Here is a 17487-nt window from a genome sequence, read left to right on the forward strand (position 1 = left end):
CTTAACTCAATTGCAGTCCCAGTTCCAGGTTGTCTTCCTCGGCGGTCATCCTGATTCGGTAACGCAAACTCAAAATAACCTTGTTCAATTGCGCCGGTTCGGTGCTAACCGTTAATTCCAGAATATCAATGCGTGGTTCCCACCGTTGAACCGCCTTAAGTGCGATATCCGCCATCAAACGCCGTGTCGTTTCATTGTTGGGTTTGTGGATAAATTGTTTTAACCCGGCACCGAATTCCGGACGCATCAATCGCTCGCCGGGCTGGGTCAACAAAATATTCCAGATCACTTCACGCACACTCTGATTGCCTGTCGACCAGGGCAAACGCTTGCTGTCAAAACCGCTCAACGGAAAACTGATAACCGATGGCATAGTCGAGATCCTTACTTGCGACACAAGCGTGGCAGTTGCAAAAACGCCCAGGGCAGCCAGAAAAAAATCAGGTTCAATAAGTTCAGAATAATCATCAATAAAATCATGGCGCAGATGGTAATGATCGGAATACTGAAGCTGATACTGAAACCGAGGCAGGCATCCAGGCGATGCTTTTTGTTTTGCTTTTTGAATTCCATATCCGGCACCACACTGTTGAGCGCTTCTGCCATGGACTTGGGTGTCAAAAAGGTTACGCCTTTGGCGAAGCCGCGTTTAAGGTCCTGAAATTCAGGCAGCTGGATAACCACTGGGCGCGCCGCTTCCGCATCCAGCGGACTGGCTACGCGAAAGGATTGGCTGGGGCTACCCCAGGCGACCTCTTCATCACCGCAGTCGTTGCGATAGCGCACAAACGGCACCACAAAGTAATAATCGTCTTTTCCCTGGGTATAGCGTGGCAGCGGCAGGGATTTTTCAATTAACTGTTCGGCTTGTTCTGCGCGCAGCACCAATTGCTCGCGCAAATTGGCGGCCTGGGTTTCACGTATGTATAAATCCTTATTGATGCCCGGCAACACAGAAAGCGTAGGTGGAGCCAGATTTTCTTTCGCATGCAGAATGTCTTGTCGATCCAGTTCCGCCAGCCACATAAACAGGTCATCGCGATGTGTCTGCAGGTAATGCAACAGCGTCTCCACTACCGGACGACCTAGTGTCGACGCATCGCCAGCCACACCCACATTCACCACAATGCCGTCGTAAAAATAAATCTGGGATAAGAGATAACGCAGGGCTTCGTTGTCTTCAATGGAGGCATCAAACACTTGATAGCGTTGCATCAGCGTGCGTAGCAGTCCGACAAATGCGCGGGTCGGTATGCCGTTGTCCACCTGCAATCCGGTTTCCTGGTGCCAATGGAAATGTTGTGCGATTTCATCAACCACTTCTGACAATTGGCCGCTGCAATCGCAGACGGGTTTATCGTTGTTAACATCCCAACTGCCGAAGGGCCATTCGTGCTCTGCCAGTTGTCCGGTTGCGGACACTTGTGAAGCGCCTGCCGGTGATGTTGTGTTGTCCTCCACATCGCTAGCCAGACTCGCTTCAACAGAACCACTTAAGGGTAAATAACCAAACAGCAAGGTGTGATTGCGACTGTGCTGCTCTGTTTGTTGAGCAACAAGTTGCGTATGCAGCGGGTGAGTTTGTTCACCACTGTAAGGTGGTGTTTTCGATTTACTTTTTATAAACCCGCGTTTCAGCAAACGACGATAATGATCCGGTTCCTGCCCCGGATCAATGGCATTGGCGGGGCGCCAACCAATGGCAACACCATCGCGCACTTGCCAGGTTTGGTAATTCTGTGGTGTGCCTTTGCGTACGACCAAACCGGCAGACACTATGCGCGCCGGGTCCAACGCGGGCTGGCCCTGACGGTCACAACTGACTTCACAAGACACCACATAAAATGTGCGATGAATCGGCAAACGCAACACAACGCGATCCTTGCCGAAGCGATCATCCGTCAACCAGCGTTGCGCACTGCGCCCGGTCAGTTTTCCGGTGCTGGCTTCACGCTGGAACCGATCAATGAATTGATCGTCCAGGTAGCGATGCAACATAGTGCCGTCATTACTGGCGGCGTAATAAGGCGCCGTTACATGAATGCCGTGATGCTTTACCATATGTTTCCTGCTCCCGGTGTATAACTGGTGCCAACCACGGAGGTGGCGATCAAGGTATCGCACTTCACCACGCCCGAAAATTGGCTCATCGCTGCGTCCACTTTTACCATTCCCGCACTGACATTCACCTGCGAAGCCTGCACGTCAACCGTTGATGCGCTGACAATACTGATGCCCGATGTGGACAGGGTTACCGACTCACTGCCCTTCTCTATCTTGATTTCCCCACCACTTGCTTCCGTAATGGTCAGGTGATAGCCGCTGCTGGTCTGGATATTGACTTTCGGTCCATCACTATCATCGAGAATCACGCGCGTGCCCTGCGGTGAAATCAAACTGTATTTATCTTCCACCGCTTGCGCATCGCCGGGATGACTGCTGCCACCGCTCCAGACTGCGCCTAACACCACCGGCAATTCCGGGCTTAAAAATGCCAGCACCACAATTTCATCAACTTTCGGTAAGCAACTTATTCCGTAGCCTTGGCCCGCGCTGCTGGTCATACAGGTTGCCCACAGCTGCATACCGGTATTCAGTATCTCCACCTGCAATCGCCCGCGGGTTTCCGGATCACTGTTATCCAGTACCCGCCCGAGGTGTAACGCCTGTAATACACCGGCTTGATGATTCATAACAATTAATCAACCACTCCAACCGCCACGTTGCACTTTCAGGTGCGTGATATAACCGCGCTGCGCATCAAAACAATGCTGGCAATCCACCACTTGATATTTACCTTGCAACCGTTGACTCACGCCCTGCAATTCCACTTCACGACCGACACGCATACCGGCAATGCCGCTGCATAAAATATCGCCGTACAGAAAGCGTTTGGCTTTTTGGTGAAAGCGTCCTTTAGCCCAATCCTGCGCTTCCATTTGTGTGCGCGCGAAAGGTTGCGGAAAAATTTCCGTCTGCCCCCAGGATAAATCCTGCAACATGTCAGTCGCTTTGGTGTCACTCGCGCCGGGAAAATCGTCGTTCTCACTGTCGGAGTCGGCGTCGGTTCCCAGATCAAAACCTTTCACCTGCGCCCGTGTCGGCTGATGATTCAAATCTGCGGCAATGCGCAGGTGCTGAATATTATTCTGCGCATGAAGCGGCTCTGGTTGTGCATCCGGCTCTTCTGCTTTTGCACGCAACCTGCCGTTATCGATCCGCAGACTCACATCGTAGGGCGCGAGTAAACGCGCAATAAACGCCAGATTACTTTCGTTCATCTGGTGCCAGGTACTTTGCAATTGACTGACCTGAATATCGTTTTCCAATCCCAGATCACGTACCAGTGAGGTGATAACATCATCAAGACTCATGTCTTCAAAGACGCGGTTGTGCCGAATGCGCGCAAGGTGATGTAAAAGATCTTCTGCCAATAACACCAATTGCGGCGCGCCCTCACCGTAGCGCTCTTCGATGGCGGTAATCTCGCCGCTGAATAAAGGGTCAGCATCACTGTCACCCGCCAGAATTTCCAGGCGGTTGCCATGCTCAATGGTTTGAAAAGCAAAGTCAGCGTCGCCATCTGCGCTGTTACTGCGCCAATTAACAAAGCGCACCTCCGCATTGGCCATACCACTCAGCGGCAAATTAATGCGCATATCCAGGAGCGAAGAATTTAATTCGGGGCGCAATTCGTTTTGCAGACGAATACGCGGACGCGCGTTAACGGTGGCGATATTTTCTTCAGTCAATTTTCAGCCGCTCCTCACGTTCCATGCTGAGCGCCAGCGCTTCCATCACCTGTTGCTCTGCGTCATCCGAACCGGTAGCGGTTGCCGGCTGTGTGGCATGATCCGCCGGGGATTCAATATGGGTGAGCAGTTCATTGATAATTAGCGGCATGATCTACCCCTCCAACTCTGTATGCGCATCAAGCCGCAGCGTTACGCTGCCCTTGATGGTTTTTTCTGTTTTAAGCGAAAAAGCACCGGGAATATTTGTGCCCAGTGCAGCAGAATTACCGACGCGAAAACCCAACCCCGCGTTGGCGGAGATGCCAACACTCGCACCGAGGCTCACACCGGGAATCGACAAGCCGGACTGTGCACTGAGGCGCGGATTTTCCATGCCGTTAAACAGCGCCAACTCACGCCATTGTTGAGGCTTTTTATTCGCTGCGCGGGTTGCACTGGCGGCACTGACATCTTCACCACCGGGCGCAAATGTGGGTTGATTACGCTCACTGATGGTTGTGTTGGGATCAGTCTCAAACTGATAACGATCTTCTTTAAGTGTTAATGCCAGGCTTGCCCGCAAGGGCACACCTTCCGGCGAAAAATAATCCAGGGTTTCGTTGTAGCTGCTGACCATACCCACAAACACAAAAGCGCCCCATTGAAAGCGGCAACGTTTCGGTGCGCTGGGCCGTTCGGCTTCGGGATTCTGCGGTTGCATAAAGACATCGGCGATGGCTTTGGTTAACAGGCGCACATCGGTATTGGCTTCATGATCTGCCTGGGACGCGCGCGATTGGGTTTGCGTTCTTTGCGTATCATTTGATGGCGTACCGGTCGAGCCACTCACCGCACCTGGCACCGTGGTATCGAAAAGCAACTGCACCGCCAGGGTCGATTCGCTCTTATCAATGTATTGCGCCGCGTTGGACGTTTCGCCACCGGCATTTTCCGCTTTGAGCGTGTTCGATAAGGTCACGCGCAAACTCGTGGGATTAAACTGCACGATGATATGTTGTGTTTCATCGGTTTCCGGTTGATCGCCATTCATGGGAATCAACACAGCTTTGGTCAGCGGTGGGCTGCTACTCATTTTGTTGATCCTCCAGTTGCAGCGATAAACCTTCGTGAACCAAATGCAGTTCCTCAATAGCAACCTGACTGCTAGTGGCCGATAAATCCGGGCCTTTAAATTTGGTCGCCATGGCGCGCTCCAGTTTCCAGCTCAGTATCGGTTTTATCTCCTGATTGAAGCGGTTGTTGTCATACACTTCAATGATGCCGGTCATGCGGTAAGCGTAATTCGCCTGACGGGTTGTGACATCAAACCAGGCATATAAATCGCGAATTTTGGTTACTCCCCGTTTCAGCACGATGGCTGGAAAGGTGGTGTTGCCAGCCAATTGAATTTCGCCCCAGTTACGTCCACCTTCTTTCATCGTCTTGGGTGTCATGGTGGATTCAAAACCGGACACTTCACTGAATGCGCCCTGGCAGATGGGCGAATTTTTATCGCCATCAATAGCGTACAAGCTGACAACAAAACGAAACGGGACAAATTCAGCCACGGCTTAGCTCCAGTCGATCCTGTTGCAACCGCAAACGAATCGTGTCGATGGGAAATGCCGGTGCAATATCAATGATGAAGATCAGGATAGACGGATCGTTTTCACTCAGCAGCCGCTGGATGCTGAATGCCTGTTCCGCCGTTTTGCCGCGCAACGCACCCAGTTGATGCAAACGATTAAAAAAATCCTGTAAAACAATGAGTGGTTTCGGATCGGCCGGGTCCACATTAAACAAGAGTTGGTGCCCCATGTGTTCCAGTTCGCGGTAGAGCCAACCAAGAAAGCGGGAAATCTCGCCGCTGCGGGCATGCTCAGTTTGATCACCGAATACGCCGCCGGAAAGACGCTCATCATCCAGCTCCGTTTTTTGTAAGCGTGAGCGCAATACACCAATCGATTTGTCATTGCGCAGCACTTCAATGTGTTGCTGTGACAGTCGTGGAAAAGGTTCATAGCTGCCGGCCAGGGGCGTGCCGGCCACAGAGCGCCAGGCACCTTTACTGGCCACGGTTTCTGCCATCTTGCCCGCCAGCAATCCCGATGCGCTCATCAATCGATAGCGGTGATCGCGCACGTAGGGATAAATAATCTGGACGCGGTGCAATGATTCGGCAAATTGGCTTTTCTGTAAGGTGTTGATGTCAGCCAATGCACTGCGCGATTCCTGGGGTAATTCACCGAGCAATTCGCGATCCAGCGGCAGGCTGATCAACATACGCAGGTCTGGCCGGAAGCGGGAAATCGCGGCGAGCATTTGCCGCATCAGTTCACCGAAATTGCGCGGTGCAGGCGGCTGCTGCATTTCTTCGCTGTTACGTCGTTCGCGCACACCGTCTTCGAGATTCGCGCTGCAGGGCAAAAACTGCGGCACCGGATTGGCAATACGCAGGTGCGGCACACCTTCAATATGTGCAGGGATTTGCAAACGCTCCAGATCCGGCATAACCATCAAGCCCACCCGTGGCAAGCCCAACGCGCGAATAAAAGCATTGTCTGGACGAAGGTCCATCGTGGTGTTCTGCTCATCAGGCAGAAAGGCTTGTTGTGCCAGGGCCTGATCAACATTGATCACCCACAATTTTTTAAACACATGACTACCGCTATAGCGAAAAAAATCCTCCACGGCGGCTGGCAACCATAATTGGCTTCCGGCAAGGCGGCTGCGGTACAGGGTCGCCGGGTTTTCTTGTGCGGCCGATTTTTCTTGCGAAAACAATTGAAGGAATTCCGCCAGGGAATAAATCGGAATCGGCAGGTTGTATAACGGGTCTGACTTCTCGCTGCTTTTTTTCAGGGCATCCAATTGCTCGGCGTAGCCCATTGCAGCCATTTCCCTGGTCATGGATTGATGGTTGAAGAGAACGTCTTTACTCGCCGCACCGGGGCAATGCCCGATCATCACCACCTCAAAGGCAGCTTGACGGTCAACCACCGGTTCCGGATCGAGGTATATGCGCTTGCCATCAAAATTCATTGCACCCATTCCCTGCCCGTCGGCGCGACAATGTCGCGCATGGTTTATGTTTATTGAATTACGCTAATCCCAAAAGAATTCATCAGGACTCTTCAATCATTTCAACCGACAGCACCAGTTCTTCCATGGCGACATCGCCACCGCCCTTGGCGGTCAAGGTAGGTCCGGTCCATTTGATCGGGGTAACGCCGTGCAGTGTCCAGGTCACCACCGTTTGCTGGCGGTTTTCGCTGAGTAATTTAATGGTGATGCCATCGCGCTTGGCAGTGATCTCGCCGTCCCGTGCCTGGTTCAACCATTCCCAGATATTTTCCGCACCAATCACGCCGCGCTTGAGTGTCACATCACCACTTTTGTGAATACCCAATATTTTGCTGACGTAATTAACCTTGGCATTGCCCGCGCGATATTCCGCAACGGTCACTTCTGCATTTAACCCTGAGACTTCGGAGAATCCGCCGATGACTTCTTCTTCGCCGCCAAAACCGGTATTCACCAAAAAATTAAACGCTGAATAAGGTGTTTCTCGTGAAATAGGCATAATCAATTCCTTTCTATTGGCTGAAGAAATTAAGCATCAGCCGTTTTCTGGCCGATTCGGAAAACGACAAATTCAGCGGGACGCAAGGGCGCCACGCCCACTTCGCAAATCAGCCTGCCGTTATCAATATCGTTTTGCGTCATGGTGCTGCGATCGCAGCGCACAAAATACGCGGACGCTGGTTTACTGCCGAGCAGGCGGCCGTTTTTCCACTCATTGAATAAAAAGCTTTCCACCGTGGTAACCACATTGGCCCACAGCTTTTCCCCATTGGGTTCAAACACGGCCCACTGTGTGCCTTTATCAATGGAGCGTTCGAGATAAAGAAAGTAACGCCGCACATTCACGTACTTCCACTCAGGGTCACTGGATAAGGTGCGCCCGCCCCAGACACGATGACCGCGACCGGCAAACGAACGCAGACAATTAATACCGTTGGGGTTGAGTAATTCCTGCTGGAATTTATTGATGTCCTGTTCAAACCGAAGCGCGCCCAATACCGGTGTATTGGCTGGTGCCTTGTGCACCCCGAAGTCAACATCAGTTCGCGCATAAATGCCGGCCATAAAACCGGAGGGCGGTAAATTAATGGTTTGCGATTGGCCGGTGGGATCAGACGTAACAACCCAGGGCGTGTAGAGTGCGAGGCGGGAATCATCAAAGTTATCGCGGAAAGCGCGCACTTCCGACAGGCTCATATTTTCACGGCTGTCGACCAATCCGATGCGGTAACGCATCTTTATGCAATGTTTAAGTAACTCTGCGACAACGGCTTGATGATTATCCGGATCATTCGCTGCCGCCGGTGTCATCACGATAGAAATATCATCAATTTCTTCCAACGCGGCCAAACCGGTGGAACCCTGTTGCTCATCCGTTTCGCCGGCGTAATCGATTGCAATCGGCAAGTTTCCATCGGTGCCGCCCGCCAGCGTAATGATGTAACGGGGATCATCAAAGGAGTCTTCGTCAGGGTTTACTAAATCAGTATTGAATAACGCAAAAAGCGCAGTATGTAATTGTTCAATACTTCCTTCTGCTGTTACTGCAATGGGTTGGGTTAAACCATCCAGTTTCTTTTCCGGGTCGTGTCGCAAGGCGCGGGAAACGAAATTTCTCCGGGTGCTATCCAGAGAGAGCCCGGCTGCGCGATATGCCACCTCTCCCCTACCGGGTGTTCCTTCATCCTCAACGCCGACTTTCCGCCGAATCACGTCCAGGGAAAATTCACGTTGTATATAAACGCCTTTTACCTCGTTGGGATAAAGGGCCAGGTGTTCCAGATCTAATGCTATGGGCTCACCGGGTTCATCACCTTCTTCTGCTGGAGGTAAGGGATCAAGCGTGAGCGTATCGCCCGTCTGATTAATCGTGCCACGAAATATCAAACGATCATCCAGCTCAAGCTCGATATGGCCATTTTCTGCCAAGGGTGCATTGAGCCTTATTTCGACCGGCGTATCACCAACCAAGGGACCGCTTGGTGGTGCAGACAATGACGCATGGCGGAAGCTTGATGGCAGCTCATCAAATACTTCATTACTGATACCCTCACCTAACGCAGCAACATCAACTTCGACAGAACTGCTCGCAGGGGGCGTATCTTCAGGCGGCGTGTTTCTTACTTGCGCTGTTGAGCCAGCCAGAAAAGCAAATCCGGTTTCCGTTTTGGTTGCTACAACTTGTAACGACAGCAGAGGAAAATTTTCCTGTGGATGCGAAGGCGTTTCATCGAATTGATCCCTGGCGATGCCCGTCAGTGAAAGCAATCCCACAGCGCCAACAGGAATGTCATCTGCCAGGGAATAGCTGCGGGTTTTGAGTAAGCTTTGCGTATCTTCCCAAAGCACTTCGACATCAAAATTGCCACCGGAACCGGGAAAGCGCGCTTCTATACTTAAACCTTGCGCCGCCGCGCCAGCAGTTCCCGCCGTACTGCCGGCACCGCTGGTATCCGTATCGTTACCGCCGTTTACGACGCGCGCGACAAATAATTGCTTGCCGCCATTCTCAAAGAATGCGCGTGCGGCTAGCGCGGTGTAATTAATATGGATTTCATCGCCGAATGTCAGGGAACCGGGGTCGCCATAAATCCGCTCATATTCGTTATAGCTGGTGATGACTTCCGGTGCGCCGCGCACGGGACCATAACGGGTCGGCCCCGCGATGGCGGCCACACTGGTGCCTACACCTTCGATAGATTTTGAGCGGAAACTGACTTCTTCGACAAACACTCCAGGAGCAAGATATTCCGGCATGACCAGATTCCTTTTGCGTAGGTTAATGGGGCCGTAACGGCATGTTCATAAAAACGGTTTAACGCTGTCTTAGCACAATAAAATTTTTGTCCTGACTGGTGATGCGCATTGCATTACCCGGCGTTACTGCTAACTCGATTGCAGGCAAGAAATCATCTGCCTCGGTAAAGCTCTCAATATCTGCATCGACTAATTGATCCGGATTGATCACATTGTCTTCGTCCAGATTCGTGTTTTCTTCCTCGTTATCCGTTTCCTCATCAATCGCAGCCATTTGAACTGTTAACACAGCGGCGTAAGTGGACGAAGGGGCATCCTTCGCCAGTGCCGGCATACGATTTAATGGCAAAATAAAATCGCCGTGCGCGTCCGCTTGTGCGATAAAACGCAAGGGGTCACCCACCGTTGGCGTTACTACCGCCGTCACTAGAGCCCAGGCGGCAGGCTTCCAGGATTGATCTTGCGGGGGTTGATCATCCTCCGCGTCATACATCACCGTACCGATCAATGCTCCGGCTGAGGGAATCACTGTGCCTGACGGCGAGCGATACAACGCAAGCCAGTGCCCCGTTCCCTGGCCTGCATCAATGGAAAACAATCGTGGGTTGAAATAGCGCCTGGCGGGCGAGATGCGACCATGCAATGGATAGCTACCCGCAAGCGGACGGGAAAAATCTGTTTCATCGGGCAATACAATGCGTTGCATCGCTTCCGGTAGTTTGCGAAAAAATTGCACTTGATGCGCTTTGCTGAGCACACGTAAATCGCGCGGCGGCTGATGCAAGGTCAAACTCCATGCATCGCGCACCATGGGGCGATGGTCCGGCGCTGAATAACCGGTGGCGTCATAGCAGTGAAGGTAATCACTGCCGTGGCGCAACGGAATTTCAAGCAATTGCGACGTCAACATAACAGCGTCCACTTAATCATTTTCCATAAGCCTCTTTTCTGCATCCCGGTCAGGCGCCTTTTATCACGTTCATCGGCGTAACAAGCGTTTGCACCAGCGGTCCATTGACCCTTTCCGGTACCGGTAGCAAGCGCACCGTTTTAACCAGAAAAGGTACTGATAATTTGTAACTGCGCGGCAGGCCATCCCAGATACGCAACAAATCTTCCGTACTCATGTCTTCCGGAATAATTTGCACACTTTCGTTATCCCGCCAGAACGCATCTGCACCACCGATGTGGGAAATATCCAGATCCAGCGATGCCCCCAGATGTTGTAATCCCCAACTGATCAACGCACTTTCGTTTTCACCGGTATCCGTCCAGGCAACCAATAGAAAATGCAAATTTATCGGCAACTCCGGTTGCATGGGTTTGGTTGTGCTGGTGGGATTCAGATATCGGTTTCTGCCAAACGGATCTACCGAAACACGGTGTAGATAAATGCCAAGGTTATTGCCTGTCGGCTCCGCGTCCAGCTCTTTGGTGCCCAGAATCAAAACGCCGGGCGAGGTAATAAAACTGGCGAGATCTGCTTCGGCACGCAGCTCCAGAAAATTCCTTAATGCTTCCAATATCGCTGGAACTGCCCTGAACGATGCCACTCAGCTACACCTCCATTTCCGTTTATGGGCTTTTAATTATGGAGAGCAAGCTCTATGCCAGATGAATATTTTCAAATAACCTATTGAAAATATTACGAATTAATAATTTTTTATCCGGACGGCGGGTTAAAAAAAACGCACCCTTGTTATCTATACATACTTGGTAAACCCACTTGTTATCGACTCTGTAAGGGCACGAAGCGATGGTTTACTTTTACCCGCTCGGGTAAAAAATTACCCACCCTTTTCTAACATCCACATGCGTTACCACGCCATGCGTGATAGAAAAGACCTGCCCCAATACAACCTGAAAAAAATGAGCGTGAATATTGTGGAAAATTTAGCGATACATTTTGCATCCAAATTTACGCCCTGCGCGTATTAGCTGCGTTAACCCCTATTTCTATACTCACACAATAAATAGAGACACTAATCTTATGGATGACTCGCACCAGCATTACCTGCGCTTGTTAAGCGCCACCGCGCAAGGTGACCGAACGGCATTTTCAGAGCTTTACCATGACACGGCGGGAAAACTCTACGCCATTAGTTTGCAGATGCTGCACCGACGCGATTGGGCCGAGGATGCGGTACAAGAGGCCTATGTGCGCATCTGGCACAACGCGGGGGAGTATCAACAGGAAAAAGGTACCGTTCTCACCTGGATGATCAGCATCGTGCGTTATCGTGCCCTGGATATGCTTCGCGCCAGCAAAAGTCGACGTGAAAACAGCGGCGATGAACACCTTAATGAAGCTGAGGATGATCGCTCCCCGGAGCTTGATTTATATGAAAAACGCGAGCGTGTACGCATTGATAAGTGCATGGATCATCTTGAGGGGCCACAGCGCCAGGCTATTCATCTGGCGTACTTTAAAGGGCTGACACACATCGAGGTGTGTGACCATCTGGAATCGCCCCTTGGTTCTGTTAAAAGCTGGATTCGTCGCGGACTGGAACGCTTAAAAAGGTGTCTTGAATCATGAATTATCTTATCGAAGAACGTCAAAATGCCTTAGCGTCAGAGTATGTTCTCGGCACACTCCACGGACCCGCTCGTGTGCGCTATCAGCGTCTCCTGATGCAGTATCCATCCATGCGCCAGAGTCTTTGGTATTGGGAAAGATACCTTAACGCGATGGGCGGTGCCCTGCCCTCTGTAGCACCGCGTCCACAGGTATGGGAGAACATTCAAGCCCGGCTCGGCTTTGACGAAACATCTCAAGCACCGGTTAACAATGTCGTGCGCTTGCCCATCCAGCGCACACCACACCGGTGGCAATGGCTCGCGGGACTATCAACAGCGGCGGCAATTTTGTTCGCGGTAATGTTGATGTGGCCGCAGCCTGCTTCAGTGCCGCCAGCACCAGCACAAGTCGCTATTGTGCAAGGTGACAAAGCTCAGGCCCTGTGGCTAATAGAGTTGGGGGCTGACACACTTGAAGTTCAGGCAACGGATAAATTGCAAGCTCAAACCGACAAGGATTATGAGTTGTGGCTGGTGGCCGCTGATGGACGCGCGCCAATCTCTCTCGGTGTATTACCAAAACAAGGCAAGCTGGTGCTGCCACGCATAGCGTTGATGGATCAGGTGGAGATTGCGGCCTTGGCCGTTAGCCTGGAACCATTAGGCGGATCGCCGACGGGCCAACCCACCACCGTGTTATACACCGCTGAATTAGTCACGCTGTAACGAGTATGCGACCAACATAGAACACAGTTGCAATAAAAATAAAGCAGCGAACAATAGAAGGCCCTTCGTGGGCCTTTTTATTTTGCTGTTTCCCGCCATTCGCTTATCGCTATCTCCCCATCGACATCACGCCTATTCGTCGACGTCTTATCCATAGATGTTCACATAAATCCTCGCGCCCCCAGAGAATCAAAAAAAATTTGAAAAATACTGCATCCAAATAACCACTTGAGCCGTTTGGAGTATGCAACCCACATCTTACGAGAAGGAAATATCATGAAGACTACCTATCTATCGGCAGTTATCGGCGCACTGTGTGCCGGTCTGATTTCTGTCAACAGCCTGGCGTCCAGCCACCGCGAAGCACCTAATATCACCCGTATGCCAACACTCGACTCGACTGACTTTTATGCGTTTAACAGCTATGAAAGCGGGCGTGGTGATTATGTCACCCTGATTGCCAACTACATTCCACTGCAAGATGCCTACGGCGGCCCAAATTATTTTGCGATGGACCCGGCGGGTGTTTATAGCATTCACATTGACAATAATGGCGATGCCGTTGAAGACCTGACGTATGAGTTTCGTTTCACCCAGGCATTGGCCGATGGTGAAGGTGTGAAGCTGACGGTAGGCCCGGAGGGCAATACGCGATCCGTTGCCGTGCCTTTGAAAAATGTCGGTGGTGTATCGGCTGGGGATATGTCCGCAGTAAATTTTAGCGAGAGCTACAGCGTCAAGCTGATTACCGGCAATCGCCGCACCGGCACCTCTGCCGATGTGATGAATGCAACCACGCCCGGTACCAGTTTTAATAAACCGTTGGATTTTATCGGCACCAAGAGCTTCAGTTCGATCGAAGCCTATGCCACTTATGCAGACAGTTTTATCTACGACATTACTATTCCCAATTGCAGCATGGCCGGTCGCGTCTTCGTCGGTCAACGCAAAGATCCCTTCGTCGTAAATCTGGGTAAGACCTTTGATCTGGTGAATTACGTTCCGGTCGAAGGTGACAGTGCGCCTGGTGCTGGCGACGGTGAAGGCTTCCCGGGCGGGATTACACAAGCCGCCGGCAATGATGATCTGCAATTCAAAAATGTCACGGCGATTGCGCTTGAAATTCCCAAGGCGTGCCTGACCGGTGGCGGCAATGGGAGCATTGGTACCTGGACTACCGCCAGTCTGCCCCAGGCACGAATCCTCAACCCGCAAGCCGCATTCAATAACACCGAAGTCAATGGCGGAGCATTAACCCAGGTGTCGCGTTTGGGTAATCCACTGGTGAATGAGCTGGTTATCGGCTTGAAAGATAAAGATCGCTTTTCCAGCGCAGAGCCCAAAGATGACGGTCAGTTTGCCGACTATGTTACCCATCCATCCTTACCGGAATTGTTGAATATCCTCTTCAAGGACGCCGTTAATACCACCCTCGGTGCCAGCCTGCCGACTTTGGCACCCACCAACATTCCACGCACAGATCTGGTAACAGCGTTCCTCACCGGCTTCCCCGGCGTTAACCAATTAGCAACGGTCACGCCCTCGGAAATGCTGCGCCTGAACACAGGCATCGGCGCTACCCCGGCCGCAGAGCAATCGCCATTCGGTGTAGCTGGCAATGATCTGGCGGGTTTCCCCAATGGTCGCCGTCCCGGTGATGATGTGGTTGATATTGCGTTGCGTGTGGTGATGGGACGCCTGTGTTATCCGATACCGGTTAATGGTGTTGATACCGACCTCGGCTTGTGTGATCCGGCTGACGCCAATGTCGGCAACGTGGCCTTTACCGATGGCGCGCCGCTTGATGCATCAATGATGAAGGCGACCTTCCCCTATCTGGCCGATCCACTGCCAGGCTCACAATAAGGAGCACATCATGAACAACCATCATGTGTTATTGCCGCTGCTACTTGCCACTGCATTGATCGGGTGTGGTGGAAGCGACGGCAAACCGAAACCACCGAAGATGAATACTGCCCCGGTTGCAACGGCCGCCAGTTTTACAACCCAGGCGGATACCGAACTCAGCGACATGCTTGAAGGGATGGACGCTGATCGGGACTCCCTGACTTTTGCCGCTGTGGAGCAGCCCTCTCAAGGCACATTAACGCTTACTGCCACTGGCAGCTTTACTTATTTGCCCAACGCGACAGTGACAGGTATGGATCAATTTACCTTCACGGTTTCGGATGGCAAAGCTACTTCCATGACCGCAACGGTGAATATCACCATCGAAGCACTGCAAGTGTCCTTCAACGATTACAGCCGTGCAGCGTTTGAACAATCAGCCACCGATGAACCGTTACCGGTTAATGGCCGTGAGTTTGAACAGGATGTGACCGACCCGATGGCTTACGACGATCTGTTGGAATAAATCAGGGCTGAACATAAAAACACACATCGCCAGGGATGGCGTTATCGATTCGATGCGTATTCATCAGGAATTTGCTTATGAAAAAATGGCTTGTTTTTATCGTCTTAACCATCGCAACACAAACAACATTTGCCGCGAAGACAATTCCCGCATCAGCGGATACGGTGATTGCTACCTGGCCCGTATCACGTTCAACGCCAGTACAGGAAGCACAGCTAGCGACACGTATGCGCCCCGCTGACTCCCATGCCGTAGCACAACTCGCCAACGCCTATTTACGCGAGGCTGCCCTGCCCGGCCACTCGCGCTTCTACGGTTTGGCCCAGGCCGCGCTTCAACCCTTGATCAACCAGGGTACTGGCAATGCGGATATTTGGCTCGCCTGGGCTCAGGTACAACAGCACCAACACGCCTTCAAGGATGCCCTCGCCGCATTGGAAAAAGTCAAGCAGCAGCAACCGGACAACATCAACGCCCATTTGCTGGCGGCACGTATTTTTTTAATCCAGGACAACGCCGATGCAGCACGCCAGTCCTGCCTGATATTACTTGGCAACGCCGACCTTCTTACGGCCAGCGGCTGTGCGCTAGAGGTAACCAGTTTCCAGAGTGATCTCGCACAAAGTTATCAGCAACTGGCATCACTGGTTGAACGCGAACAACTGCCACAAGATGAACGTGGTCCCTGGCTGGCGCAGATACTGGCAGATATGGCGCTACGTCTGAAAAATCCGCTTGCAGCTGAAAAATGGCTCGACACCCAGCGCAAAGAAAACGCCAGTGTCAACCTTCTGAGTCAATGGGCAGATGTACAACTCGCGCTCGATCAACCGAAAAAATTAGTACAGACATTACAGCCGATCGTTCAAGGCGCTACCGATGTTGACGATGCACTTTTATTACGTTTGGCCTTGGCGGAGAAAAAAATGGGCGGTGAGCAATGGCGAACAGAATTACGCGAACGTATCACGCTACGCGAACAACGCATGGACAATCAACATGCCAACGAGATTGCACGTTATTACCTGGATATTGACCCTCAGCCGCAGCAAGCGCTTTATTGGGCACAAATAAACTGGCAAAACGCGCGCGAATACAGCGACCGTGAATTACTCGAACGCGCAAGAGCAAGTGCAGCACAGCAACAGAAGGATAATAACTAATGCGATCACGGTTCATTTTTCTCATTGCATCTCTATGGTTGTTGAGCCAAGCAACTTTCGCTCATCAGTTGAGTACAGCCTATCTCAACGGGACGCTTGGCGAGACCGGAATACTTGAAGGCGAATGGCAAATTCGGCTTTACGATCTTGAACAGGCCATTGGTGTCGACAGCAATCAGGATGGCGAATTGTTGTGGGGCGAGCTGCAAACGCGCGCGCAAGAAGCCCATGAATACCTTTCCCACCATTTGCGGTTCGAGCGCGGTGAATTGCCGTGCTCCCTGTTGATTGAATCAGCGTGGCAGATCACCGAGCATTTCAACGAGGGCTATCTCGTATTACCGGTTCGCGCGCAATGTCCAATAACCGGCGATTTGCACATTCACTACAGCGCGTTCTTCAAGGAAGACAGTGAGCATAAATTATTGGTTTCTGTTGCGACCGAATCAATAACGGAAACTGACAATCACATCAGCAGCCGCGTGATATCCAACGTACAGCGCAACGTCACACTCAGTCACAATAACGGCAGTACCTGGCTTACTTTTCAAGAATTCGTCATCCAAGGGGTAATCCACATCTGGAAAGGACTCGACCACATTTTATTCCTGCTATCGCTGTTATTGACCTGTGTACTGACCCGCAAAAAGCATCACTGGGTTGGCAAAAGCAGCGTGCGCGATATCGTGATAGATACCACCTGGATTGTCACTGCCTTTACCCTCGCCCATTCCATCACACTTACCGCTACGGCCTTGGGTTGGATTAATTTTCCCAGCCGCTGGGTGGAAGTAGGCATCGCCGCATCGGTTGCGATTGCAGCGCTCAATAATATTTTTCCGGTCGTTATACGCCTGGGCTGGCTGACCTTTGCGTTTGGGTTGCTGCATGGAATGGGTTTTGCTGGTGTGCTCGGTGAACTCGGCCTGCCGGCGGATCAAAAAGTGTTAACGGTACTGGCATTTAATATTGGTGTGGAGATAGGACAAATGGTGATTGTGATCGCAGTATTACCGCTGCTTATCTTTGTGCGCAACAGCATCTGGTACTCGCGCTACAGCTTGACTGCGGCATCGGTCGTGATCTCTCTGGTTGCACTGCAATGGGTATTCGAACGTTTTTGAAATGT

General features: G+C 51.6%; 18 protein-coding genes. 6 read left to right on the top strand and 12 right to left on the bottom strand.

Annotation, left to right across the window (positions count from 1 at the left end; translation table 11 throughout):
* Position 1: 1 nt before the first annotated feature.
* The 12 genes from CBR65_RS03585 to CBR65_RS03635 form a co-directional block, all read right to left on the bottom strand.
* Positions 2–373 carry a GPW/gp25 family protein gene (locus CBR65_RS03585; protein WP_087465580.1) on the bottom strand — a complete coding sequence of 124 codons (372 nt, stop codon included), beginning with the start codon at positions 371–373 and terminating at the stop codon, positions 2–4.
* An 11-nt stretch (positions 374–384) separates the two neighbouring features.
* Positions 385–2061, bottom strand: a complete 1677-nt coding sequence (locus CBR65_RS03590; protein ID WP_087465581.1) for a hypothetical protein — start codon at positions 2059–2061, stop codon at positions 385–387.
* Positions 2055–2693, bottom strand: coding sequence for a phage baseplate assembly protein V (locus CBR65_RS03595; RefSeq protein WP_087465582.1), 639 nt, complete (start codon positions 2691–2693; stop codon positions 2055–2057). Before CBR65_RS03595 ends, CBR65_RS03590 begins: the two co-directional genes overlap by 7 nt.
* Positions 2694–2702: 9 nt before the next feature.
* Positions 2703–3752 (bottom strand): phage late control D family protein, encoded by a 1050-nt coding sequence (locus CBR65_RS03600; protein ID WP_087465583.1) that lies wholly within the window; start codon positions 3750–3752, stop codon positions 2703–2705.
* Positions 3745–3903: a hypothetical protein gene (locus tag CBR65_RS21980; RefSeq protein ID WP_157671963.1), complete on the bottom strand. Its 159-nt coding sequence runs from the start codon at positions 3901–3903 to the stop codon at positions 3745–3747. Before CBR65_RS21980 ends, CBR65_RS03600 begins: the two co-directional genes overlap by 8 nt.
* 3 nt (positions 3904–3906) lie before the next feature.
* On the bottom strand, positions 3907–4827 hold the full coding sequence (locus CBR65_RS03605) for a hypothetical protein (protein WP_087465584.1): 921 nt from the start codon (positions 4825–4827) through the stop codon (positions 3907–3909).
* Entirely contained in the window at positions 4820–5302 is a 483-nt protein-coding gene (locus tag CBR65_RS03610) for a phage tail protein (RefSeq protein WP_087465585.1), read from the bottom strand. Before CBR65_RS03610 ends, CBR65_RS03605 begins: the two co-directional genes overlap by 8 nt.
* Positions 5295–6776, bottom strand: coding sequence for a hypothetical protein (locus tag CBR65_RS03615; protein ID WP_087465586.1), 1482 nt, complete (start codon positions 6774–6776; stop codon positions 5295–5297). Before CBR65_RS03615 ends, CBR65_RS03610 begins: the two co-directional genes overlap by 8 nt.
* 82 nt (positions 6777–6858) lie before the next feature.
* Positions 6859–7317, bottom strand: coding sequence for a phage tail protein (locus tag CBR65_RS03620; protein WP_087465587.1), 459 nt, complete (start codon positions 7315–7317; stop codon positions 6859–6861).
* A 29-nt stretch (positions 7318–7346) separates the two neighbouring features.
* Positions 7347–9575, bottom strand: coding sequence for a phage tail sheath subtilisin-like domain-containing protein (locus CBR65_RS03625; RefSeq protein WP_087465588.1), 2229 nt, complete (start codon positions 9573–9575; stop codon positions 7347–7349).
* A gap of 58 nt (positions 9576–9633) precedes the next feature.
* Positions 9634–10485 carry a hypothetical protein gene (locus CBR65_RS03630; RefSeq protein ID WP_087465589.1) on the bottom strand — a complete coding sequence of 284 codons (852 nt, stop codon included), beginning with the start codon at positions 10483–10485 and terminating at the stop codon, positions 9634–9636.
* A gap of 49 nt (positions 10486–10534) precedes the next feature.
* Complete coding sequence (locus CBR65_RS03635) at positions 10535–11128, bottom strand: DUF4255 domain-containing protein (RefSeq protein WP_198300868.1); 594 nt, start codon at positions 11126–11128, stop codon at positions 10535–10537.
* A 437-nt stretch (positions 11129–11565) separates the two neighbouring features.
* On the opposite strand from CBR65_RS03635, the gene CBR65_RS03640 reads away from it, so the two are divergent.
* From CBR65_RS03640 to CBR65_RS03665, 6 genes are all read left to right on the top strand, one after another.
* A complete protein-coding gene (locus CBR65_RS03640) occupies positions 11566–12114 on the top strand; it encodes a sigma-70 family RNA polymerase sigma factor (protein WP_087465590.1) in 549 nt (182 codons plus the stop codon).
* Positions 12111–12821: an anti-sigma factor domain-containing protein gene (locus CBR65_RS03645; RefSeq protein ID WP_087465591.1), complete on the top strand. Its 711-nt coding sequence runs from the start codon at positions 12111–12113 to the stop codon at positions 12819–12821. The genes CBR65_RS03640 and CBR65_RS03645 overlap by 4 nt, the downstream gene beginning before the upstream one ends.
* A gap of 276 nt (positions 12822–13097) precedes the next feature.
* Positions 13098–14687: a DUF4331 domain-containing protein gene (locus CBR65_RS03650; protein ID WP_087465592.1), complete on the top strand. Its 1590-nt coding sequence runs from the start codon at positions 13098–13100 to the stop codon at positions 14685–14687.
* A gap of 10 nt (positions 14688–14697) precedes the next feature.
* Complete coding sequence (locus CBR65_RS03655) at positions 14698–15195, top strand: Ig-like domain-containing protein (protein ID WP_087465593.1); 498 nt, start codon at positions 14698–14700, stop codon at positions 15193–15195.
* Positions 15196–15272: 77 nt separating this feature from the next.
* Entirely contained in the window at positions 15273–16358 is a 1086-nt protein-coding gene (locus CBR65_RS03660) for a lipopolysaccharide assembly protein LapB (protein ID WP_087465594.1), read from the top strand.
* Positions 16358–17482 (top strand): HupE/UreJ family protein, encoded by a 1125-nt coding sequence (locus CBR65_RS03665; RefSeq protein ID WP_087465595.1) that lies wholly within the window; start codon positions 16358–16360, stop codon positions 17480–17482. The genes CBR65_RS03660 and CBR65_RS03665 overlap by 1 nt, the downstream gene beginning before the upstream one ends.
* Positions 17483–17487 lie beyond the last annotated feature (5 nt).

The organism is Cellvibrio sp. PSBB006 (assembly GCF_002162135.1).
In the GTDB taxonomy this organism is placed as follows: domain Bacteria; phylum Pseudomonadota; class Gammaproteobacteria; order Pseudomonadales; family Cellvibrionaceae; genus Cellvibrio.

Bases quoted from the DNA above. Each gene is read 5' to 3' on its own strand.
- CBR65_RS03585 (WP_087465580.1), bottom strand. From the start codon at position 373: ATGCCATCGGTTATCAGTTTTCCGTTGAGCGGTTTTGACAGCAAGCGT.
- CBR65_RS03590 (WP_087465581.1), bottom strand. From the start codon at position 2,061: ATGGTAAAGCATCACGGCATTCATGTAACGGCGCCTTATTACGCCGCC.
- CBR65_RS03595 (WP_087465582.1), bottom strand. From the start codon at position 2,693: ATGAATCATCAAGCCGGTGTATTACAGGCGTTACACCTCGGGCGGGTA.
- CBR65_RS21980 (WP_157671963.1), bottom strand. From the start codon at position 3,903: ATGCCGCTAATTATCAATGAACTGCTCACCCATATTGAATCCCCGGCG.
- CBR65_RS03605 (WP_087465584.1), bottom strand. From the start codon at position 4,827: ATGAGTAGCAGCCCACCGCTGACCAAAGCTGTGTTGATTCCCATGAAT.
- CBR65_RS03615 (WP_087465586.1), bottom strand. From the start codon at position 6,776: ATGAATTTTGATGGCAAGCGCATATACCTCGATCCGGAACCGGTGGTT.
- CBR65_RS03620 (WP_087465587.1), bottom strand. From the start codon at position 7,317: ATGCCTATTTCACGAGAAACACCTTATTCAGCGTTTAATTTTTTGGTG.
- CBR65_RS03625 (WP_087465588.1), bottom strand. From the start codon at position 9,575: ATGCCGGAATATCTTGCTCCTGGAGTGTTTGTCGAAGAAGTCAGTTTC.
- CBR65_RS03630 (WP_087465589.1), bottom strand. From the start codon at position 10,485: ATGTTGACGTCGCAATTGCTTGAAATTCCGTTGCGCCACGGCAGTGAT.
- CBR65_RS03640 (WP_087465590.1), top strand. From the start codon at position 11,566: ATGGATGACTCGCACCAGCATTACCTGCGCTTGTTAAGCGCCACCGCG.
- CBR65_RS03645 (WP_087465591.1), top strand. From the start codon at position 12,111: ATGAATTATCTTATCGAAGAACGTCAAAATGCCTTAGCGTCAGAGTAT.
- CBR65_RS03650 (WP_087465592.1), top strand. From the start codon at position 13,098: ATGAAGACTACCTATCTATCGGCAGTTATCGGCGCACTGTGTGCCGGT.
- CBR65_RS03655 (WP_087465593.1), top strand. From the start codon at position 14,698: ATGAACAACCATCATGTGTTATTGCCGCTGCTACTTGCCACTGCATTG.
- CBR65_RS03660 (WP_087465594.1), top strand. From the start codon at position 15,273: ATGAAAAAATGGCTTGTTTTTATCGTCTTAACCATCGCAACACAAACA.
- CBR65_RS03665 (WP_087465595.1), top strand. From the start codon at position 16,358: ATGCGATCACGGTTCATTTTTCTCATTGCATCTCTATGGTTGTTGAGC.